The sequence below is a fragment of the Paenibacillus chitinolyticus NBRC 15660 genome (assembly GCF_000739915.1).
Taxonomy (GTDB): domain Bacteria; phylum Bacillota; class Bacilli; order Paenibacillales; family NBRC-103111; genus Paenibacillus_F; species Paenibacillus_F chitinolyticus.
Map to the genome: position 1 here is coordinate 13,111 of NZ_BBJT01000022.1, position 20,647 is coordinate 33,757.

The window sequence follows — 20,647 nt, forward strand, 5'->3', positions numbered from 1 at the left end:
AGAGTTGGGAGACTTCACAGTCACCAAGCAGAGTGGAACCGCGATTATACGCCTCTGCAGCCTTATGGCTGCGGAGGCTTTTTAATTTTTTCCAGGAGCAGTTGGTAGGAGCTAAACATCCCAGAAACGAATAAGAAGGTGATGAACCTTGTGGAAAACCATACGTTCTGATATAAAAGCCGTCTTCGACAATGATCCTGCCGCCCGAAGCTGGTTCGAGGTTGTGTTTACTTATTCCGGGCTCCATGCCATTTGGGCGCACCGGGTTGCTCACTGGTTGTATACCCGCAAACTGTTTGCGGCGGCACGTATCATTTCGCAGTTCAGCCGCTTTATGACTGGCATCGAAATCCACCCGGGAGCCACAATCGGCGAAAGGCTGTTTATTGATCACGGGATGGGGGTAGTGATTGGCGAAACGTGCGAAATCGGCAATGACGTTATTCTTTATCAGGGAGTCACCCTCGGCGGAACGGGAAAAGAGAAAGGCAAACGGCACCCGACGATCGGCAGCAAGGTGGTTATCTCCTCCGGGGCCAAGATCCTGGGTTCTTTCAAAGTGGGAGACAATGCGATGATCGGCGCGAATGCGGTCGTGCTTAAGGAAGTTCCCGCGAACTCTACGGTAGTGGGCATTCCCGGAAAAATTGTGAAAAGGGACGGAATCCGGGTTAACCGGCTGGATCACGGCAACGTGCCCGATCCGGTACTTGATCTTTGCCGCACTTTACAGGTGCAAATCGACGAATTAAGGGAACAATTAGAAGAAGAGAAGATCAAGAATGGAGGCGTTAGGGAGCATGACACTCAGAATGTTTAATACGATGACAAGAGAAAAAGAAGAATTTAAACCTCTTGAACCGGGCAAGGTGAAAATGTATGTGTGCGGCCCGACCGTATATAACTATATTCATATCGGCAACGGACGCCCGGCGATTTTCTTCGATGTCGTCCGCCGCTATTTAACCTATGTCGGTTACGAAGTGACCTACGTGGTGAACTTTACCGACGTGGACGATAAGCTGATCCGCAAAGCGGAAGAAACAGGGGAAACCGTGCAGGAGCTGGCCGACCGTTTTATCGCCGCCTATATGGAAGATATGAAAACCCTCCGCATCGAGCCGGCCACGATTCATCCGCGGGTAACGGACAACATGGAGATCATCATCACCTTCATTAATTCGCTGGTGCAGCAGGGCTTTGCTTACGAGAATGGCGGAGACGTCTATTACCGGACCTCCCGTTTCAAAGAGTACGGAAAACTGTCTCATCAGAATCTGGATGAGCTTCAGTACGGAATCCGCATCGAAGTGGATGAGCGCAAGGAAAATCCGCAGGATTTCGTTCTTTGGAAAGCGGCGAAACCGGGCGAGGTGTTCTGGTCCAGTCCCTGGGGCAACGGTCGTCCGGGTTGGCACATCGAATGCTCCGCTCTGGTGCACAAGTACCTGGGAGAGTCGATCGACATTCACGGCGGCGGCGTAGACCTCACGTTCCCGCATCATGAGTGCGAGATTGCCCAGACGGAAGCCATTACGGGCAAGCCGATGGCGAAATACTGGCTCCACAACGAATTCCTCAATATCGATAACGAAAAAATGTCCAAATCCCTCGGCAACGGGGTATTGATCAGAGAGATCGCCAAAAAGATCAAACCGGAGACGCTCCGCTTTTTCATGCTGTCCTCCCATTACCGGAATCCGCTTAATTTCAGCGAAGACGGGTTAACGCAAGCGGGCAACGGATTGGACCGTATCCAGAATTGTGTGACCAACCTGAAGCACCGTCTCGGCATCGCTCAGGAAGATGCGTTGGACGATCAGGTTGAGGCGCGCGTGAAAGAAATCGAAGCCCAGTTTATTTCGAAAATGGACGACGATTTTAACACTCCGGATGCGATTACCGCCGTTTTCGATCTCGTCACGGAGGCTAATCGTGTGCTGCAGCAGGAGCGGGTATCCGCGGCTACACTCAGACTGATTATGGGACGCTTCCGCAACTTCGATTCCGTACTCGGCATTCTGGCAAGAGAAGAAGATGAACTGCTCGACGAAGAAATCGAGGGACTGATTGAAGAGCGCAACGAAGCGAGACGGGCGAAAAACTGGGCGCGCGCCGATGAAATCCGCGACCTGCTTACCGAGAAGGGTATCTACCTCGAAGATACACCGCAGGGTATCCGTTGGCGCCGGAAATGAACCTTACCGATAAGTTGAATGCACAGCTGTTCCGGTACCCGCCTTCCCAGAAGCCGGAACTGCTTAATCCGCTGGTCCTTGCTTATGTAGGGGATGCCGTCTATGAAATGTTTATCCGTCAGTACGTCATCTCCATGCCCAGCCAGCGTCCCAACCACCTGCACCGCACCGCTACGCGCTACGTTTCGGCCAAAGCGCAGTCGAAGGCCTTGCTGGCGCTGCTGCCTCTTCTTACGGAGGAAGAAACGGACATCGTCAAGCGCGGACGCAACGCCAAATCAGGCTCGACTGCCAAAAATGCGGATGTGCTGGAATACCGGCACAGCACCGCATTCGAATCCCTGATCGGCTATTTGTACTATAAGCAGGCATACGAGCGCCTGAACTATATCATGGAAGCCTCGCTGGCGCCGGAGAAAATTACGGCTCTCGCGGCTTCGGAATCCGAAGCCGGTCCCGCTTCGAATCAACCGGGCGGTACGGATGCCGGCACCGGAAGGGTTCAAGCCGACGCTTCCGAAGAGCCGGAGGCAGCCGGAGCAGATCCGGAAGCGCCGTCCGATGCACACAAACTTTAAGCAGAATCATTATAGGAGGCACGACCATGGAAGAATACATCGGCGGTAAACACTCGGTGCTCGAAGCGCTGCGCTCCGGCCGCACCATTCACAAAATATGGCTGAGCGAGTCCGCCCAGAAGCAGCTGGCCCAGCCCGTTGCCGCGGAAGCCAAGAAGCTTGGCGTCATCGTGCAGACAGCCGACAAGCGCAAGCTCGATCAGCTTGCTCCGGATTTGCAGCACCAAGGCGTCGTTGCCCAGGTGGCGGCATACGATTACGCCAGTGTGGATGACATCCTGGCGCGCGCCGAGCGCAAAGGAGAGGATCCGTTCATTCTGATCCTCGACGAAATCGAAGATCCGCATAATCTCGGATCCATTCTCCGTACAGCGGACTGCACCGGCGTGCACGGCGTCATCATCCCTAAGCGGCGCTCCGTCGGCTTGACCGCAACCGTCTCGAAGACATCCGCGGGAGCGGTGGAGTATGTGCCCGTAGCCCGCGTGACGAATATTTCCCAGACTATCGGCGATCTGAAAGAACGCGGTGTCTGGGTAGCGGGCACGGACGTGACTGCGGCCGACGACGTATACCGCAGCAATTTTAAAATGCCGCTGGCTCTGGTCATCGGCAACGAAGGCCGAGGAGTCGGTCGCCTGATCAAAGAATCGTGCGATTTTCTCGTGAAGCTGCCGATGCATGGACGCGTGAATTCGCTCAATGCATCCGTAGCCGCGGGAGTACTGATGTACGAGGTAGTCAGACAACGTACTACGGGATAGCCTCGTATGAAAGAATTCCTGATTGTGGACGGCTACAATATTATCGGGGCCTGGCCCGAACTGAAGCAGCTGCGCGACCGCAGTTTGGAAGAGGCGAGGGACAGGCTCATCACCATATTGGCGGAATACCAGTCTTTTTCCGGCGTGAAGGTTTATCTGGTTTTTGACGCGTACCAGGTCCCGGGACTGGGCAAAACATACGTGCAGAGCAGACTCAGCGTTCTGTATACGAAAGAGAAGGAAACGGCCGACGAACTGATCGAGCGTCTCGTTACCGAGCTGACCGGCCGGCGCCGCCAGATTTACGTGGCGACCTCCGATATGACCGAGCAGCATGTGATTTTCGGCAAAGGGGCGCTCCGTCTCCCGGCTTCCGAACTTTTCGTCAAAATTAAACAGAGCCGCACGGAGGTCCGCAAACGTATCCGGGAAGAGGCCGAGAGCGGCCGAAACACCTTTGACAGCAAGCTGAATGAGGAAATGAGGGAGATCTTCGAGAGATGGAGACGGGGGAAGTAACATCAGACACTTCTGAAAAAGTCTGGAAAAAGAATGTCCGTTTGCATTGACGATGTAAGATTACATAATGTATACTTATCCTATCCTTTTTAGCAAACTTGGTAGTTTTGCAGGCCGGAGGGATTGTTGGTGAGTGTCGACCTCAAAGAGCTTAAAATGACTGATTACGATCTCAAGACTGACGAAGATATCGTCGACGCTGTCCATTGCGGCAACAGCGACGCGCTGGAGTATCTGATTAACAAGTATCGCAATTTTGTACGCGCTAAAGCCCGTTCGTATTTTCTCATCGGTGCTGACCGCGAAGATATCGTGCAAGAAGGCATGATCGGTTTATATAAATCGATTCGTGATTTCCGTGGAGACAAGCTATCGTCATTCAAAGCGTTTGCAGAGTTGTGCATTACGCGGCAGATCATAACGGCTATTAAAACGGCGACCCGCCAGAAGCATATCCCGCTTAACTCTTACGTTTCGCTGGACAAGCCTATCTACGACGAGGATTCGGACCGTACGCTGCTGGACGTTATTTGCGGCTCTAAGGTTACGGACCCTGAAGAACTGATTATCAATCAGGAAGAATTCAGCGGACTCGAAGACAAGATGGGCGAGATTCTGAGCGATCTGGAACGCCGTGTGCTTATGCTCTATTTGGATGGCAGATCTTATCAGGAAATTGCGGTAGATCTGGACCGCCACGTGAAGTCGATCGACAACGCGCTGCAGCGGGTCAAACGCAAGTTGGAACGTTACTTGGAAGTACGGGATTTATAGATGAGGCACCCTTTCGGTGAATGGGTGTTTTTATTTTTGTCGCCGGATGATAAAGGAATTAACGTACGTTTAAGGGAATGTCGGCTGGTCGATAATGAGAAGAGAACCCGGGTCGAGAAAGGGTTTTTTGCTGTGCGCGGGGCAGGATGTTATCCTTGACACCCCATACCGGTTATGTTAAAGTATTGCAGGTAGCCCTATCGCTTTTTTTTTGTGCGCAAAAAAGGGTATATCCTGATACGGGAGGTGTAACACATGCGAGTTGTTATGACGCTAGCTTGCACGAACTGCAAGCAACGGAACTATACTTCCAACAAGAACAAGCGTAACCATCCAGACCGTATGGAGTTCAAGAAATTCTGCAAATATTGCAATGAACATACCGCTCATCGCGAAACCAGATAGTCTGTGGAGGTGTAGTGCGTGGCTTTCTTAGCTAAAATGAAGCAGGGTTTCGGCTCCTCGTTCTCGTTTTTTGGTGAAAGCTGGAGCGAACTGAAGAAGGTCAAGTGGCCAACACGCAAGGAAATGATCAGCTATACGACCGTTACCCTTGTGACGGTGGCTTTCGTGACTGTCTATTTTTTCTTGCTCGACCTGGGGATCTCTGAGTTGCTGCGGCTTGTCTTCAAATAAATTCAGGAACTAGGTGGCAAATATGGAAAAAAGATGGTATGTCGTTCATACCTATTCAGGTTACGAGAACAAAGTCAAAGCCAATTTGGAGAAGCGCGTTGAATCTATGGATATGGCGGACAAGATCTTCCGCGTACTCGTACCCATGGAGGAAGAGCTGGTAAACAAAGACGGCAAGAAGAAAACCGTCATGCGTAAAGTTTACCCCGGATACGTGCTCGTAGAGATGATTCAAACCGACGATTCCTGGTATGTTGTTCGCAACACTCCCGGCGTAACCGGCTTTGTAGGCTCGACGGGTTCCGGCTCTAAACCGACTCCGCTGCTTCCGGAAGAAGTCGAATCTATTCTGAAGCATATGGGAATGGAAGAACCGAAACCGAAGATCGACTTCGATCTGAAGGAAACGGTTCGCGTGAAGGTTGGTCCTTTTGCGAATTTCGTCGGCACTGTCGAAGAAATTATTGCAGACAAGAGCAAGCTCAAGGTTCATGTCAACATGTTTGGTCGAGAGACTCCGCTGGAGCTTGAGTTCCATCAAGTGGAGAAACTGTAGACTGCGTCGATTCAAATCCCTCTATTGAGGAAGTTTCTCTTGCGGAATCAGGTTGCTGATTCTGGCTGGTTCCTTAAGAAAAGCTTAGCCAGATCTGTTTCTTTCGCGGATGGGCTTTTGCTGGTGGGAGGGAAATGATCCCGTCGAACCACACTACGTGCAAGGAGGTGTCATCACACATGGCAAAAAAGGTAATTAAAATGGTGAAACTGCAGGTTCCTGCAGGGAAAGCGAATCCTGCTCCGCCAATCGGTCCTGCTTTGGGTCAAGCTGGCGTGAACATCATGGCTTTCTGTAAGGAGTTCAATGCTAAGACTGCTGATCAAGCGGGTCTGATCATTCCGGTTGTTATCACTGTATTCGAGGACCGTTCGTTCACATTCGAAACGAAAACGCCTCCGGCAGCCGTACTTCTTCGTATCGCAGCTGGTGTCGAAAAAGGTTCCGGCGAACCGAACAAGAAGAAAGTTGCAACGGTTAAGCGTGCGAAAGTTCGCGAAATCGCTGAAACGAAAATGCCTGACCTTAACGCTGCAACCGTAGAGGCTGCAATGCTTATGGTTGAAGGTACTGCTCGCAGCATGGGCATCACGATCGAAGACTAATTCGATTCGTAGGCTTCCCCCGGAAGCCGCAAAACAGTGGGAGGGCAATCCGTTACGACCACAGAGGAGGAATACAAATGGCTAAACACGGTAAGAAATATAACGAAGTGGCTAAGCAGGTTACTGCCGATGCACTTTATGAGCCGGCTGAAGCGATTGAGCTTGTTAAGAAAACAGCTCCGGCGAAATTTGATGAAACAGTTGATATTGCTGTTCGTCTTGGCGTTGACCCAAGAAAACAGGACCAGGCTGTCCGCGGCGTAGTTGTACTTCCGCACGGTACTGGTAAAACTAAGCGCGTCCTCGTATTCGCGAAAGGCGACAAAGCTAAAGAAGCAGAAGCAGCTGGCGCTGATTTTGTAGGCGATCAGGATATGATCAACAAAATCCAGCAAGGTTGGTTCGAATTCGATGTTTGCGTAGCTACTCCTGACATGATGAGTGAAGTTGGTAAGCTCGGACGTCTGCTCGGTGGTAAAGGCCTTATGCCTAACCCTAAAGCAGGTACCGTAACTTTCGACGTTACCAAAGCTGTTCAAGAGATCAAAGCTGGTAAAATCGAATACCGCCTGGATAAAGCAGGACAAATTCATGCTCCACTCGGCAAAGTATCTTTCGACGCTGACAAGCTCTCCGAGAACTTCAAAGCGCTGATCGACGCACTGCTCAGAGCGAAACCTGCCGCTGCTAAAGGTGTATACCTTAAAAGCGTTGCAATTTCCTCCACAATGGGCCCGAGCGTTCGCGTGAACCTTCAATCCTTCAGATAAGTTATTCTACGGTTGACATCTTATGTCGAACGTGATAATATAACTGAGGTCGTTAGTTTAACAAACGAATATATAGACCGTAGACAGCAGGTGCCGATGGGAACATCCCAAACAGCTTAATGTCCTGCCGAGGTGTTATGATATAAGTTCGGGTTATACCGGAAGTGTCATGCCTTCGTAGAGTCTACGAAGGCATTTCTTATGCTTAGGCGGCGGAAATGCTTGTAATAGATTCGGTGAAAACCAGATTGACAAGAAGTGAGGTGTACCAATGGCAAACGCAAAGATTTTAGCAGAAAAAGAGCAGATCGTATCCGACTTGTCGGAAAAACTACGTGCAAGCTCCTGCACAATCGTAACCGACTATCGTGGTCTTAACGTTGCGCAAGTAACGGAACTTCGTAAGCAACTACGTGAAGCAGGCGTAGAATTCCAAGTTCTTAAGAACTCGATGGTAAGACGTGCAACTGCTAACGCTGAGCTGACGGAACTGGATGCACATCTGACAGGTCCGACTGCTATCGCGTTCAGCAAAGACGACGTTGTCGCTGCAGCGAAAATCCTTAACAACTTTGCTAAGAAAAACGAAAGCCTGAGCATTAAAGCGGGCGTTGTTGAAGGTAAAGTTGTGGATGTAACTCAAATCAAAGCACTGGCAGATCTGCCTTCCCGCGAAGGTCTTCTCTCCATGCTCCTCAGCGTGCTTCAAGCACCTGTACGCAACTTCGCTCTTGCGGTTAAAGCTGTGGCTGAAAAGCAAGAAAGCGGAGCGGAAGCTTAATTTTTACCCAAAAATAATTCGAATGAATATAATGGAGGTTTAACCATGAGTAACGAGCAAATCTTGGAAGCCATTAAAGGCATGACAGTTCTTGAACTGAACGATCTGGTTAAAGCAATTGAAGAAGAATTTGGCGTCACTGCTGCAGCTCCAGTTGCAGTAATGGGCGGCGCTGCTGGCGGTGCTGAAGCTGCTGAGCAATCCGAGTTCGACGTAATCCTGAACAACGCTGGTGCTTCCAAAATCAACGTTATCAAAGTCGTTCGCGAAATCACTGGTCTTGGTCTGAAAGAAGCAAAAGACCTGGTTGACAACGCACCGAAGCCTATCAAAGAAAAAGTAGGCAAAGAAGAAGCAGAAGCAGTAAAAGCAAAACTCGAAGAAGCTGGCGCTTCCATCGAAGTGAAATAATTTTGCTTTACACGAGAAACCTCTTGAAGCCTGGCTTCAAGAGGTTTCTTTTGAATTTATAGAGCTTTTTGCATGCAGTTTATGTAGAGCTCCATAATTCCGGGTATTCTAGGATAGGAATAGCGACTTGAATACAAAGGAGCGTAGGCGATGACGGATCACTACTACACGCAAAAACCGACAGTGAAACACGATGTGCGGGAAATAGAGTTTCAAGTGGGGGATCGCAAGCTCCGGTTGATGACGGACGCCGGCGTTTTTTCCAAAAACGAGGTTGATTTTGGCAGCCGTCTGCTAATTGAAACTATGGTGCTGCCGGCTAAGGCTCGTGTTCTGGATGTGGGCTGCGGATATGGACCGATCGGACTGAGTGCGGCTTTTAAATATCCGTCCGGTCATGTGACGATGGTAGATATCAACGAACGGGCTGTGGAGCTGTCGCGGCAAAACGCGGAACGCAACGGGATCCGGAATGTTTCGGTTCTTCAAAGCGATAAGCTGGAAGCAGTAAAGACGGAAAAGTTTGACGTCGTACTGACAAATCCACCAATACGGGCAGGTAAACAAACCGTGCATGCCATTTTTGAAGAGGCTTACGAATGCCTGAATCCCGGAGGCGCTTTATGGGTGGTTATCCAGAAGAAACAAGGGTCGCCGTCGGCGTTAGCTAAGATGGAAGAGCTTTTCGGAGAGGCTGAAGAAGTTACAAAAGACAAAGGCTACCGTATATTACGGGCCTTTAAGAAATAGTCAAGTGTTTGAGAAAAAAGTTTGACTTGACAATCCTGATATGGTATCATTAAAAAATGTCAGTATTAAGATGGGCTTGATGTCTTTCGTTAAAGAAAATGTCAAGCATTTTTTTTGGAGAGAAATGAATAAAATTTCAAACGTTGAGTATAATGTTGAAATTTTAGGAAATTCTAACAAAATAGTAGTACTAGTCATAACGATGCGGATCAACAAGAAAAACCTCCATCCATTGCAGTCGCTTCTTCGGACGGGCTCTCTGACAAGATCGGAGATGTCCAACCTTAGTGTGCGCCCGGCTTAGACGCCCTTCCTTAAGGGGGTGCCAACATACAAGACGGCGCCGCCTGAAGTGTACGTCGATAGAAGTTTTTCTTATTTATTTTTATGAACTGAGTAGACTTAAGGGGTGAATGAAGTTGGCGGGACATCTTGTTCAATTTGGACGACGCAAACGCAGGACTTATGCTCGAATTAATGAGGTGCTGGACATCCCCAACCTGATTGAAATTCAGCAAAAATCATACGAATGGTTTTTGGATGAAGGATTGCGGGAGATGTTTTTAGATATCTCACCGATTCAGGATTTTACGGGGAATCTAGTGCTTGAGTTTATTGACTACAGCTTAGGAGAGCCTAAGTATTCCGTGGACGAATCCAAAGAGCGGGACGTAACCTACGCTGCACCGCTTCGGGTGAAGGTACGTCTGATCAATAAGGAAACCGGAGAAGTAAAGGAACAGGAAGTGTTCATGGGCGATTTCCCGATCATGACCGAAACCGGAACCTTTATTATTAACGGTGCTGAACGTGTAATTGTCTCCCAGCTCGTTCGTTCTCCTAGCGTCTATTATAGCACTAAAGTGGATAAGAACGGTAAAAAGACTTACACGGCTACGGTTATTCCTAACCGGGGAGCCTGGCTGGAATTAGAGACGGACGCGAAAGATATCATTTATGTGAGAATCGACCGCACACGTAAAATTCCGGTTACCGTTCTTCTGCGCGCACTTGGATTCGGAACCGATGCCGAGATTCTTGATCTTCTTGGCGACAATGAATATATACGCAACACACTCGACAAAGACAACACCGATTCAACGGATAAAGCGCTGATTGAAATTTACGAGCGTCTTCGTCCGGGCGAGCCGCCGACCTTGGATAACGCAAGAAGCTTGCTTGTAGCGCGTTTCTTCGATCCGAAGCGTTATGACCTCGCCAACGTGGGCCGGTACAAAATCAACAAGAAGCTTCATATCAAGAACCGTTTGTTCAACCAGCGTCTTGCCGAAACTCTTGCGGATCCGGAAACGGGCGAAATCGTGGCCGAAGCCGGTCAACTGCTTGACCGTCGTCTGCTCGATGAAGTGCTGCCGTTCCTGGAGAAGAAGATCGGGTTTAAGGATTACTCCGTTCCTAACGGAGTTGCCGGAGAAGAGATCATTCCGGTTCAAACCATTGATGTATACTCCCCGCTCGAAGACGGGAAAGTAGTTAAAGTAATTTCTAACGCTGTCATTGACAAGTCCGTTAAGAACATTACACCGGCCGATATCATTTCGTCCATTAACTACTTTATAAACCTTCTGCACGGAATCGGAAACACGGATGATATCGATCATCTCGGTAACCGTCGTCTTCGTTCGGTTGGCGAACTGCTTCAGAACCAGTTCCGTATCGGTTTGTCCCGTATGGAACGTGTCGTTCGCGAGCGTATGTCCATTCAGGATGCGAACGTTATTACACCACAGGCTCTGATCAACATACGTCCGGTGATTGCCGCGATTAAAGAGTTCTTCGGAAGCTCCCAACTATCGCAGTTTATGGACCAGACGAATCCGTTGGCTGAACTGACGCACAAACGTCGTCTGTCCGCATTGGGTCCCGGTGGTTTGACGCGTGAACGCGCGGGCTTTGAAGTCCGTGACGTCCATCACTCTCACTATGGCCGGATGTGTCCGATTGAAACGCCGGAGGGTCCGAACATCGGATTGATCAACTCCTTGTCCACCTTCGCGCGGATCAACGAGTACGGCTTTATCGAGGCTCCTTACCGCCACGTAGATCCGAAGACCGGTGTGGTCACGGAAGAAATCGTGTATATGACAGCGGATGAAGAGGATAACTACGTCGTTGCTCAAGCGAATGCTGAACTTACGGAAGAAGGAACATTCGTTAATGACAGTGTTATCGTTCGTTATAAAGATGATATCTTGACCCTGCCTAAAGAGCGCGTCGACTACATGGACGTATCTCCTAAGCAGGTCGTATCGGTTGCGACGGCGTTGATTCCGTTTTTGGAAAACGATGACTCCAACCGTGCCCTCATGGGATCCAACATGCAGCGTCAAGCCGTTCCGCTTCTTATTCCTAAGGCACCGCTCGTCGGTACGGGAATGGAACATAAGTCCGCTAAAGACTCTGGTGTTTGTATTGTTGCCAAACATGACGGAATTATCGAAAAAGTTGCCGGCAATGAAATTTGGCTGCGCCGCCAGGAACTGGTGGACGGTAAATTGGTCAACGGCAATCTCATCAAGCATAAGCTTCACAAATTTATGCGTTCCAACCAAGGTACGTGTATCAACCAGCGTCCGATCGTTCAAAAGGGCCAGCTTGTTAAAGCCGGCGACATCCTTGCCGACGGTCCTTCGACGGAACAGGGCGAACTGGCTCTGGGCCGTAACGTAGTCGTTGCCTTCATGACGTGGGAAGGTTACAACTATGAGGATGCGATCCTTCTGAGCGAACGACTTGTAAAAGAAGATGTGTACACATCCATTCACATCGAGGAATACGAGTCCGAAGCCCGGGATACGAAGCTCGGTCCGGAAGAGATTACTCGCGACATTCCGAATGTCGGCGAAGATGCTCTGAAGAACCTCGACGAGCGCGGAATTATCCGCGTCGGTGCCGAAATCGGCGCGGGCGACATTCTCGTCGGTAAAGTAACGCCGAAAGGCGTAACGGAACTGACGGCAGAGGAGCGTCTCCTGCACGCGATCTTCGGTGAGAAGGCGCGTGAAGTGAGAGACACCTCCTTGCGTGTTCCTCACGGAACCGACGGTATCGTCGTAGACGTGAAGGTATTTACACGCGAGAACGGCGACGAACTGCCTCCGGGCGTTAACCAGCTCGTTCGTGTCTACATTGCCCAGAAGCGTAAAATCTCCGAGGGTGATAAAATGGCCGGACGTCACGGTAACAAAGGGGTTATCGCGCGTATCCTCCCTGAGGAAGATATGCCGTTCATGCCGGACGGAACGCCTGTAGAAGTCGTGCTGAACCCGCTGGGCGTACCTTCGCGTATGAACATCGGTCAAGTACTGGAAGTTCACTTGGGTATGGCGTCCAGAGCGCTCGGTATCCACGTGGCCACGCCGGTATTCGACGGAGCGCGCGAGTACGACGTGTTCGATACGATGGAAGAAGCCGGCATGCAGCGCAACGGTAAAACCAAGCTTTATGACGGCCGCACAGGCGACGCTTTTGAACGCGAAGTTACCGTTGGCGTCATGTACATGATTAAACTGGCGCACATGGTCGATGATAAAATCCATGCCCGTTCCACAGGTCCGTACTCTCTCGTTACACAGCAGCCTCTGGGCGGTAAAGCTCAGTTCGGCGGACAGCGTTTCGGGGAGATGGAAGTGTGGGCCCTAGAGGCCTACGGCGCGGCTTACACGCTGCAGGAAATCCTGACCGTGAAGTCCGATGACGTGGTTGGTCGTGTTAAAACGTACGAATCCATCGTCAAAGGCGAGAACGTGCCGGAGCCGGGTGTTCCGGAGTCGTTTAAAGTATTGATCAAGGAGCTTCAAAGCTTGGGAATGGATGTTAAAATCCTGTCCGGCGACGAAGAGGAAATCGAGATGAAAGAACTCGATGATGAGGAAGATACGACCAGTGACAAGCTTAATCTGAACCTTGAAGGGGCAGAAATTGGAGTCGAATAGCTGCAACTGATAGAGGAAAGGCGGACATAGCAGTCCGCCTCCTTCCCATAACTAGCACATTCTAAGGAGGGTTGCTCCTTGTTGGACGTAAACAACTTCGAATTTATGAAAATTGGATTGGCCTCACCTGAGAAGATCCGTTCGTGGTCCCGTGGGGAAGTTAAAAAACCGGAAACCATCAACTACAGAACCTTGAAACCGGAGAAAGAAGGTTTGTTCTGCGAGAAGATTTTCGGACCGACGAAAGACTGGGAGTGTCACTGCGGTAAATACAAGCGTGTGCGTTACAAAGGGGTCGTTTGTGACCGTTGCGGCGTTGAAGTAACACGTCAGAAAGTTCGCCGCGAACGTATGGGACACATTGAGCTTGCCGCTCCCGTATCCCACATCTGGTATTTCAAAGGTATTCCTAGCCGCATGGGTCTTGCTTTGGATATGTCTCCTCGTTCCCTTGAAGAGATTATCTACTTTGCATCCTATGTAGTAACGGACCCTGGAGACACGCCTCTTGAGAAGAAGCAGCTTCTTTCCGAAAAAGAATACCGCAGCTACCGCGAGAAATACGGTTATGCTTTCCAAGCGGGTATGGGCGCCGAGGCAGTTAAGAAACTTCTGCAGGATATCGACATCGACAAAGATGTGGAATCCTTAAAAGAAGAACTCAAAACCGCTCAAGGCCAACGTCGCAACCGGGCGATCAAGCGTCTGGAAGTTATGGAAGCTTTCCGTAATTCGAAAAACCGTCCGGACTGGATGGTTCTTGATGTGCTGCCGGTTATTCCTCCGGAACTTCGCCCGATGGTTCAGTTGGACGGCGGACGTTTTGCGACTTCCGACCTTAATGATCTGTATCGTCGCGTTATTAACCGTAACAACCGTCTGAAGCGTCTTCTCGACCTGGGCGCTCCCGATATCATCGTTCAGAACGAGAAGCGTATGCTTCAAGAAGCCGTTGACGCTCTGATCGATAACGGCCGCCGCGGCCGTCCGGTAACGGGTCCCGGTAACCGTCCGCTTAAATCTCTCAGCCACATGCTGAAAGGTAAGCAGGGCCGTTTCCGCCAGAACTTGCTCGGTAAACGTGTCGACTACTCCGGCCGTTCCGTTATCGTTGTAGGTCCTAGCCTCAAAATGTACCAGTGCGGTCTGCCTAAAGAGATGGCATTGGAACTTTTCAAACCTTTCGTTATGAAAGAGCTCGTAAACAAAGGTCTTGCCCATAACATCAAAAGCGCGAAACGCAAAGTAGAACGCGTTAGCCCCGAAGTTTGGGATGTCCTTGAAGAAGTCATTAAGGAGCACCCGGTTCTTCTGAACCGTGCCCCCACACTGCATAGATTGGGCATCCAGGCGTTCGAACCGATTCTGGTCGAAGGACGCGCCATCAAGCTGCATCCGCTCGTATGTACGGCCTATAATGCCGACTTCGACGGTGACCAAATGGCCGTTCACGTGCCGCTTTCCGCTGAAGCGCAGGCTGAAGCACGCCTTCTCATGCTTGCGGCAGGCAACATTCTTAACCCGAAAGACGGCAAGCCGGTTGTAACTCCATCGCAGGATATGGTTCTGGGAAGCTTCTATCTGACTACGGACAACAAGCACGGCCGTGGTGCGAACTTGATCTTCCGTTCCGTTAACGAAGCCGTTTCCGCTTATCAGAACGGGACTGCCGAGCTTCATGCCCGCGTAGCTATCCCTGCTAAGGTTTTGAATAAGAAGAACTTTACGGAAGCCCAACAGAACGCTTATCTGATTACGACCATCGGTAAAATTATCTTTAACGAAATTTTCCCGGATGACTTCCCGTACATCAACGATGCGACTAAAGCGAATCTGCTTAACGGCCCGTCCGATGACTATTTCGTGTTTGAAAAAGGCTCCAACATCCGTGCGAGAATGGAAGAGCTGCCTGAAGCGAAAGCGGTCGGTAAAGACTACCTCGGTTCGATTATTGCCGAGTGCTTCCGTAATTACCATACGACCAGAACTTCGGTCATTCTCGACAAGATCAAAGAACTCGGCTTCACATACTCCACTAAAGCCGGTATTACGGTTGCCGTGGCGGATGTCGTGGTACCTAACGAGAAGAAGAAGATCCTTGAAGATTCCGAAGAGAAAGTACGCACGGTAACGAACCAATACCGCCGCGGTCTTATTACCGACGACGAGCGTTATGACCGTGTTATCGCGATCTGGAGCAAAACGAAGGATGAAATCACGGATATCCTGATGAGATCCCTCGACAAATACAACTCCATCAACATGATGGTTGAGTCCAAAGCACGGGGTAACAAATCGCAAATCACCCAGCTGGGCGGTATGCGTGGTCTGATGGCCAACCCGTCCGGTAAAATCATCGAGTTGCCGATTAAATCGAACTTCCGTGAAGGCCTTACCGTCTTGGAATACTTTATTTCCACGCACGGTGCCCGTAAAGGTCTTGCCGATACGGCCCTTCGTACAGCGGATTCCGGTTACCTGACTCGACGTCTCGTTGACGTAGCCCAAGACGTTATCGTCCGTGAAGACGATTGCGGAACGGATAAAGGATTTATCGTCAGCAAAATTCAAGACGGCAAAGAGGTTATCGAAGACCTGTTTGACCGTATTGAAGGCCGCTATGCGTTTGAAACCATTCGTCACCCGGAGACGGGCGAAGTTATCGTGAACCGCAATGAGCTAATTGAAGCCAACATTGCAAATGCGATCATTGATGCGAATATTGAACGTCTTCAGATTCGTTCCGTCCTCAGCTGCCGGTCCCGTCACGGGGTCTGCAAGAAGTGTTACGGACGTAACTTGGCGACTGGCCAGCACGTTGAAATCGGGGAAGCAGTCGGTATTATCGCGGCTCAATCCATCGGTGAGCCGGGAACCCAGCTTACCATGCGTACGTTCCATACCGGGGGCGTAGCAGGAGACGATATCACGCAAGGTCTTCCGCGTATTCAGGAGCTTTTCGAAGCCCGGAATCCGAAAGGTCAAGCGATTATCTCCGAAGTCGACGGACTTGTTAAAGAGATCCGCGAAGCCAAGGATCGCCGTGAGATTGAAGTTCAGGGCGAAGCCGAGTCCCGTGTATACGCGGTACCATACGGTTCCCGTGTAAGAGCGGTTGTCGGGCAGACGATCGAAGCCGGGGATGAGCTGACCGAAGGTTCGATCGATCCGAAGGAAATGCTTCGTATCAAAGGTATCCGCGGCGTTCAAAACTACATCCTGCAAGAGGTTCAACGCGTTTATCGGAACCAGGGTGTAGAAATTAACGATAAGCACGTCGAAGTTATGATTCGTCAAATGCTTCGCAAAATTCGTATCGTTGACGCCGGTGACACCACGCTTCTGCCAGGTTCCTTCGTAGACATGCATGAATATGAAGAAGCGAACAGAGTAGCCTTGTTTGCGGATAAAGAGCCTGCAGTAGCCAAGCCAATCCTTCTCGGGATTACGAAAGCATCACTGGAGACGGATTCCTTCCTCTCCGCTGCATCGTTCCAGGAGACGACTCGCGTATTGACGGATGCCGCGATTAAAGGCAAAGTCGATCAGTTGCTCGGCCTCAAAGAGAATGTTATCATCGGTAAGCTGATTCCTGCAGGTACGGGGATGACCCGCTACCGGAACATTCGGGTCGTAGATCCGAACCAGGAACCGTCTGAAGAAGAAAACACAGAAAAAGAAGCGGTATCCGTTGAATAAACGGAGCTGATTCGGCAATAAAATGCCCGTCTCCCGAGAGTTTATAAAAAAAATCAAAAGAGACGGGTAATATTCTTGACACTACCTCGTCGAGGTGCTAAGATATCGTAGTGTGCCTAAATTAATATTCTTTCCTGTTCTTTGGAGGATATGGGATTATGACATATGACAAAGTGAAACAGGCTTCGAAATTAAGTGTCGGCACAAAGCAAGCAACGAAAAGCGTCGAGCTTGGTCAGGCATTAGAAGTTATTGTTGCCAAAGATGCAGATCCGCGATTGACTACTAAGATTGTTAATCTCTGCAGCAAGTCAGGAGTAGAGGTTACTTACGTAGATTCTATGAAGCTGCTTGGAAAAGCATGTGGAATTGAAGTGGGAGCCGCTGTGGCTGCGATCGTCGATAAATAGTAAGGTCGAGTGTTTTTGTTTCTAGATTTCATGTGAGAATAACCAGCTTATTTTTGCTGAGTCTAAAAACAAAAACTTTCCTTTGCTTTTTTACGACTCGCCTGGATCTGTGGGCTTGCAATAAAGGAAGTAAGAAATGCTAGAGAGGAGGTGGCGGCATGCCAACAATTAACCAGCTAGTTCGTAAAGGACGTCAAGCTAAAGTCGTTAAATCGAAATCCCCAGCTCTCCAAAGAGGTTTTAACGCCCTGAAAAGAGAGTCCACGGAGATCAGCGCTCCACAAAAACGTGGTGTTTGTACTCGTGTAGGTACAATGACTCCTAAGAAACCGAACTCCGCACTTCGTAAATACGCACGTGTGCGTTTGACGAACCGTGTAGAGGTTACTGCATACATTCCGGGTATCGGACACAACCTGCAAGAGCACAGTGTTGTTCTGATTCGCGGCGGAAGGGTTAAAGACCTTCCGGGGGTACGTTACCACATCGTTCGCGGTGCACTGGATACGTCCGGTGTTAACAACCGTATGCAAGCTCGTTCCAAATACGGTACGAAGCGTCCTAAAGTTAAGAAGTAATATTTTTTCAAGCATTTATTTTTTGGGGAAAGGGGGATCACTATGCCTCGTAAAGGTCCAGTAACACGCAGAGACGTATTGCCAGATCCGATTTACAACAGCAAATTGGTTACTCGCTTGATTAACCGCATCATGATCGACGGTAAAAGAGGGGTAGCACAATCGATTCTATACAACGCATTTGAACTCGTGCAAGAGCGTACCGGTAAGGAGCCGATGGAAGTTTTCGAACAAGCCATCAAGAACATCATGCCGGTGCTGGAAGTTAAATCTCGCCGTGTCGGCGGTGCTAACTACCAAGTTCCGATCGAAGTTAAACCTGAGCGTCGTACGACTCTTGGTCTGCGTTGGCTCGTAAACTACTCTCGTCTTCGTGGTGAGAAAACCATGGAAGAGAGACTGGCTTTCGAAATCATCGACGCTAGCAACAACACGGGTTCTTCCGTTAAGAAACGTGAAGATATACACAAGATGGCGGAAGCGAACAAAGCGTTTGCTCACTACCGTTGGTAGGATTCAGATCCTCGAATTAGGAAGGAGACAAAACCATGGCAAGAGAGTTCTCCTTAAAAGATACGCGTAATATCGGGATCATGGCGCATATTGATGCGGGTAAAACGACTACAACCGAACGGATCCTGTACTACACAGGCCGTACCCATAAAATCGGTGAGGTGCACGAAGGTGCAGCTACGATGGACTGGATGGAGCAGGAACAGGAGCGCGGAATTACGATTACTTCCGCCGCTACCACTGCTGCATGGAAGAATCACCGCATCAATATCATTGATACCCCGGGACACGTTGACTTCACAGTAGAGGTTGAACGTTCCCTGCGTGTATTGGATGGAGCTGTTGGCGTATTCAGTGCCAAGGAAGGCGTAGAGCCTCAGTCTGAAACCGTTTGGAGACAGGCTGACAAATACAGCGTTCCTCGTATTGCTTACGTGAACAAAATGGACATCATCGGCGCTGACTTCTTGGGAGTAGTTGATTCGATGCGTGACAAGTTGGGTGCCAATGCGGTAGCTATTCAGCTTCCTATCGGTGCTGAGAACGACTTTGTCGGCATCATCGACATCGTCGAAGAAAAAGCTATTCTTTACAAGGATGACCTTGGTAAAGAAGTAGAAGACATCGAGATTCCTGCGGAGTACAAAGACAAAGTCGCTGAACTTCGTATGGAGCTTGTTGAGAAAGTTGCCGAGCTTGACGAAGAACTCACGATGAAATACCTGGAAGGCGAGGAAATTACGGTTGCTGAACTGAAAGCGGCTCTCCGCAAAGGCGTAGTATCCGTTCAAATCTTCCCGGTTATCTGTGGTTCTTCTTACCGTAACAAAGGGGTTCAGCCTATGCTGGACGCTGTTATCGATTATTTGCCGGCTCCAGTTGACGTACCGGACATTCAAGGTGTTCTTGAAGATGGTACCGAAACGATTCGCAAATCTTCCGATAGCGAACCTTTTGCTGCGCTTGCATTCAAAATCATGACCGACCCTTACGTTGGTAAACTCACGTTCTTCCGTGTGTACTCCGGCGTTCTGCAGTCCGGCTCCTATGTTCTGAATGCTACCAAAGGCAAGCGTGAGCGCGTTGGCCGTATTCTTCAAATGCACGCGAACAGCCGTCAAGAAATCTCCGAAGTTTACGCAGGGGATATCGCGGCAGCTGTAGGTTTGAAAGATACTGGCACAGGCGACACTCTCTGCGACGAGAAAAACGCGGTTATCTTGGAGTCTATGAACTTCCCTGATCCGGTTATCGAAATCGCAGTTGAGCCTAAAACGAAAGCCGACCAAGACAAAATGGGCGTTGCGCTTTCCAAGCTTACCGAGGAAGATCCTACATTGCGCGCTAGTACCAACGAGGAAACCGGTCAAACGATTCTCGCGGGTATGGGTGAGCTTCACTTGGAAATCATCGTTGACCGTATGCGTCGCGAATTCAAAGTGGACACTAACGTAGGTAAACCGCAGGTTGCTTATCGCGAAACGTTCAAGTCTGGTGCCAAGGTTGAAGGTAAGTTCGTTCGTCAATCCGGTGGCCGTGGTCAATACGGACATTGTTGGGTTGAGTTCCAACCGCTTGAACCGGGCAGCGGCTTCGTATTCGAAAGCAAAATCGTCGGTGGTGCTATTCCTAGAGAATACATCGCTCCGATCCAAGCTGGTATCGAAGAATCCATGAAGAACGGCGTAATCGCAGGTTTCCCTGTTGTGGACATCAAAGCAACTGTCGTTGACGGTTCTTACCATGATGTTGACTCCAATGAGATGGCGTTTAAAATCGCTGGTTCCATGGCTCTTAAAGCAGCTAAGGACAAATGTAGCCCGGCCCTGCTTGAGCCGATCATGAAAGTAGAAGTAACGGTTCCGGAAGAGTATATGGGCGACGTAATGGGCGACCTGAACTCCCGCCGCGGACGCATTGAGGGTATGGATAACCGTTCGGGTGCGCAAATCATTCGTGCTAAGGTGCCTCTCTCCGAAATGTTCGGTTACTCCACGACACTTCGTTCCAGAACGCAAGGTCGCGGTGTTTACTCCATGGAAATCTCGCATTATGAAGAAGTGCCTAGAACTATTGCAGAAGAAATCATTGCAAAAAACAAAGGCGCTTAATATAAAATAAAGCTTAAACTTTATCCCGAGGAGGAATT

The 20,647-nt window shown here is 49.8% G+C and carries 20 protein-coding genes and 1 other annotated feature; all 20 genes read left to right on the forward strand.

From position 1 onward, the window contains the following. Nucleotides 1–148 precede the first annotated feature (148 nt). The 20 genes from cysE (at nucleotide 149) to fusA (ending at nucleotide 20,609) form a co-directional block, all read left to right on the forward strand. Nucleotides 149–820: a serine O-acetyltransferase gene (cysE, locus tag PCH01S_RS27945; RefSeq protein WP_042235482.1), complete on the forward strand. Its 672-nt coding sequence runs from the start codon at nucleotides 149–151 to the stop codon at nucleotides 818–820. Then, nucleotides 801–2,198: a cysteine--tRNA ligase gene (gene cysS / locus PCH01S_RS27950; RefSeq protein WP_042235484.1), complete on the forward strand. Its 1,398-nt coding sequence runs from the start codon at nucleotides 801–803 to the stop codon at nucleotides 2,196–2,198. Before cysE ends, cysS begins: the two co-directional genes overlap by 20 nt. Continuing rightward, entirely contained in the window at nucleotides 2,195–2,776 is a 582-nt protein-coding gene (locus PCH01S_RS27955) for a Mini-ribonuclease 3 (RefSeq protein ID WP_042235571.1), read from the forward strand. The genes cysS and PCH01S_RS27955 overlap by 4 nt, the downstream gene beginning before the upstream one ends. Nucleotides 2,777–2,802: 26 nt before the next feature. Beyond that, on the forward strand, nucleotides 2,803–3,540 hold the full coding sequence (rlmB, locus tag PCH01S_RS27960) for a 23S rRNA (guanosine(2251)-2'-O)-methyltransferase RlmB (RefSeq protein ID WP_042235487.1): 738 nt from the start codon (nucleotides 2,803–2,805) through the stop codon (nucleotides 3,538–3,540). A gap of 6 nt (nucleotides 3,541–3,546) precedes the next feature. Continuing rightward, nucleotides 3,547–4,059 carry an NYN domain-containing protein gene (locus tag PCH01S_RS27965; RefSeq protein ID WP_042235490.1) on the forward strand — a complete coding sequence of 171 codons (513 nt, stop codon included), beginning with the start codon at nucleotides 3,547–3,549 and terminating at the stop codon, nucleotides 4,057–4,059. Between the two features lie 129 nt (nucleotides 4,060–4,188). Next, nucleotides 4,189–4,833 carry an RNA polymerase sporulation sigma factor SigH gene (gene sigH / locus PCH01S_RS27970; RefSeq protein ID WP_042235494.1) on the forward strand — a complete coding sequence of 215 codons (645 nt, stop codon included), beginning with the start codon at nucleotides 4,189–4,191 and terminating at the stop codon, nucleotides 4,831–4,833. Nucleotides 4,834–5,088: 255 nt separating this feature from the next. Beyond that, on the forward strand, nucleotides 5,089–5,238 hold the full coding sequence (gene rpmG / locus PCH01S_RS30040; protein WP_082211310.1) for a 50S ribosomal protein L33: 150 nt from the start codon (nucleotides 5,089–5,091) through the stop codon (nucleotides 5,236–5,238). A gap of 18 nt (nucleotides 5,239–5,256) precedes the next feature. After that, nucleotides 5,257–5,469 (forward strand): preprotein translocase subunit SecE, encoded by a 213-nt coding sequence (gene secE, locus PCH01S_RS27975; protein ID WP_009674493.1) that lies wholly within the window; start codon nucleotides 5,257–5,259, stop codon nucleotides 5,467–5,469. A gap of 22 nt (nucleotides 5,470–5,491) precedes the next feature. Then, a complete protein-coding gene (nusG, locus tag PCH01S_RS27980; protein ID WP_009674510.1) occupies nucleotides 5,492–6,025 on the forward strand; it encodes a transcription termination/antitermination protein NusG in 534 nt (177 codons plus the stop codon). A 179-nt stretch (nucleotides 6,026–6,204) separates the two neighbouring features. Continuing rightward, entirely contained in the window at nucleotides 6,205–6,630 is a 426-nt protein-coding gene (gene rplK / locus PCH01S_RS27985; protein ID WP_009674499.1) for a 50S ribosomal protein L11, read from the forward strand. Between the two features lie 77 nt (nucleotides 6,631–6,707). Further along, nucleotides 6,708–7,400, forward strand: coding sequence for a 50S ribosomal protein L1 (rplA, locus tag PCH01S_RS27990; protein ID WP_009674490.1), 693 nt, complete (start codon nucleotides 6,708–6,710; stop codon nucleotides 7,398–7,400). 59 nt (nucleotides 7,401–7,459) lie between these two features. Further along, nucleotides 7,460–7,609 (forward strand) — a sequence feature (ribosomal protein L10 leader region). Between the two features lie 62 nt (nucleotides 7,610–7,671). Then, nucleotides 7,672–8,181 carry a 50S ribosomal protein L10 gene (gene rplJ / locus PCH01S_RS27995; protein WP_042235497.1) on the forward strand — a complete coding sequence of 170 codons (510 nt, stop codon included), beginning with the start codon at nucleotides 7,672–7,674 and terminating at the stop codon, nucleotides 8,179–8,181. Nucleotides 8,182–8,226: 45 nt separating this feature from the next. After that, nucleotides 8,227–8,592, forward strand: coding sequence for a 50S ribosomal protein L7/L12 (gene rplL / locus PCH01S_RS28000; protein WP_009674515.1), 366 nt, complete (start codon nucleotides 8,227–8,229; stop codon nucleotides 8,590–8,592). Nucleotides 8,593–8,742: 150 nt separating this feature from the next. Continuing rightward, entirely contained in the window at nucleotides 8,743–9,342 is a 600-nt protein-coding gene (locus tag PCH01S_RS28005) for a class I SAM-dependent methyltransferase (protein ID WP_042235499.1), read from the forward strand. A 419-nt stretch (nucleotides 9,343–9,761) separates the two neighbouring features. Then, nucleotides 9,762–13,298, forward strand: a complete 3,537-nt coding sequence (gene rpoB / locus PCH01S_RS28010; protein ID WP_042235501.1) for a DNA-directed RNA polymerase subunit beta — start codon at nucleotides 9,762–9,764, stop codon at nucleotides 13,296–13,298. Between the two features lie 78 nt (nucleotides 13,299–13,376). After that, on the forward strand, nucleotides 13,377–16,997 hold the full coding sequence (rpoC, locus tag PCH01S_RS28015) for a DNA-directed RNA polymerase subunit beta' (protein ID WP_042235503.1): 3,621 nt from the start codon (nucleotides 13,377–13,379) through the stop codon (nucleotides 16,995–16,997). A gap of 158 nt (nucleotides 16,998–17,155) precedes the next feature. Continuing rightward, the gene (locus PCH01S_RS28020) at nucleotides 17,156–17,407 is read left to right on the forward strand and encodes a ribosomal L7Ae/L30e/S12e/Gadd45 family protein (protein ID WP_009674511.1); all 252 of its coding nucleotides are present in this window, start codon (nucleotides 17,156–17,158) and stop codon (nucleotides 17,405–17,407) included. A 158-nt stretch (nucleotides 17,408–17,565) separates the two neighbouring features. Further along, nucleotides 17,566–17,985: a 30S ribosomal protein S12 gene (rpsL, locus tag PCH01S_RS28025; RefSeq protein ID WP_042235505.1), complete on the forward strand. Its 420-nt coding sequence runs from the start codon at nucleotides 17,566–17,568 to the stop codon at nucleotides 17,983–17,985. Between the two features lie 42 nt (nucleotides 17,986–18,027). Then, a complete protein-coding gene (gene rpsG / locus PCH01S_RS28030; protein WP_042235507.1) occupies nucleotides 18,028–18,498 on the forward strand; it encodes a 30S ribosomal protein S7 in 471 nt (156 codons plus the stop codon). A gap of 35 nt (nucleotides 18,499–18,533) precedes the next feature. Next, the gene (gene fusA, locus PCH01S_RS28035) at nucleotides 18,534–20,609 is read left to right on the forward strand and encodes an elongation factor G (protein ID WP_042235509.1); all 2,076 of its coding nucleotides are present in this window, start codon (nucleotides 18,534–18,536) and stop codon (nucleotides 20,607–20,609) included. The last annotated feature ends 38 nt before the right edge of the window (nucleotides 20,610–20,647 follow it).

What these genes read in the sequence shown, in the direction of transcription:
- cysS (WP_042235484.1), top strand. Translation starts at nt 801, where the DNA reads ATGACACTCAGAATGTTTAATACGATGACAAGAGAAAAAGAAGAATTT.
- PCH01S_RS27955 (WP_042235571.1), top strand. Translation starts at nt 2,195, where the DNA reads ATGAACCTTACCGATAAGTTGAATGCACAGCTGTTCCGGTACCCGCCT.
- rlmB (WP_042235487.1), top strand. Translation starts at nt 2,803, where the DNA reads ATGGAAGAATACATCGGCGGTAAACACTCGGTGCTCGAAGCGCTGCGC.
- PCH01S_RS27965 (WP_042235490.1), top strand. Translation starts at nt 3,547, where the DNA reads ATGAAAGAATTCCTGATTGTGGACGGCTACAATATTATCGGGGCCTGG.
- rpmG (WP_082211310.1), top strand. Translation starts at nt 5,089, where the DNA reads ATGCGAGTTGTTATGACGCTAGCTTGCACGAACTGCAAGCAACGGAAC.
- nusG (WP_009674510.1), top strand. Translation starts at nt 5,492, where the DNA reads ATGGAAAAAAGATGGTATGTCGTTCATACCTATTCAGGTTACGAGAAC.
- rplK (WP_009674499.1), top strand. Translation starts at nt 6,205, where the DNA reads ATGGCAAAAAAGGTAATTAAAATGGTGAAACTGCAGGTTCCTGCAGGG.
- rplA (WP_009674490.1), top strand. Translation starts at nt 6,708, where the DNA reads ATGGCTAAACACGGTAAGAAATATAACGAAGTGGCTAAGCAGGTTACT.
- rplJ (WP_042235497.1), top strand. Translation starts at nt 7,672, where the DNA reads ATGGCAAACGCAAAGATTTTAGCAGAAAAAGAGCAGATCGTATCCGAC.
- rplL (WP_009674515.1), top strand. Translation starts at nt 8,227, where the DNA reads ATGAGTAACGAGCAAATCTTGGAAGCCATTAAAGGCATGACAGTTCTT.
- PCH01S_RS28005 (WP_042235499.1), top strand. Translation starts at nt 8,743, where the DNA reads ATGACGGATCACTACTACACGCAAAAACCGACAGTGAAACACGATGTG.
- PCH01S_RS28020 (WP_009674511.1), top strand. Translation starts at nt 17,156, where the DNA reads ATGACATATGACAAAGTGAAACAGGCTTCGAAATTAAGTGTCGGCACA.
- rpsL (WP_042235505.1), top strand. Translation starts at nt 17,566, where the DNA reads ATGCCAACAATTAACCAGCTAGTTCGTAAAGGACGTCAAGCTAAAGTC.
- rpsG (WP_042235507.1), top strand. Translation starts at nt 18,028, where the DNA reads ATGCCTCGTAAAGGTCCAGTAACACGCAGAGACGTATTGCCAGATCCG.
- fusA (WP_042235509.1), top strand. Translation starts at nt 18,534, where the DNA reads ATGGCAAGAGAGTTCTCCTTAAAAGATACGCGTAATATCGGGATCATG.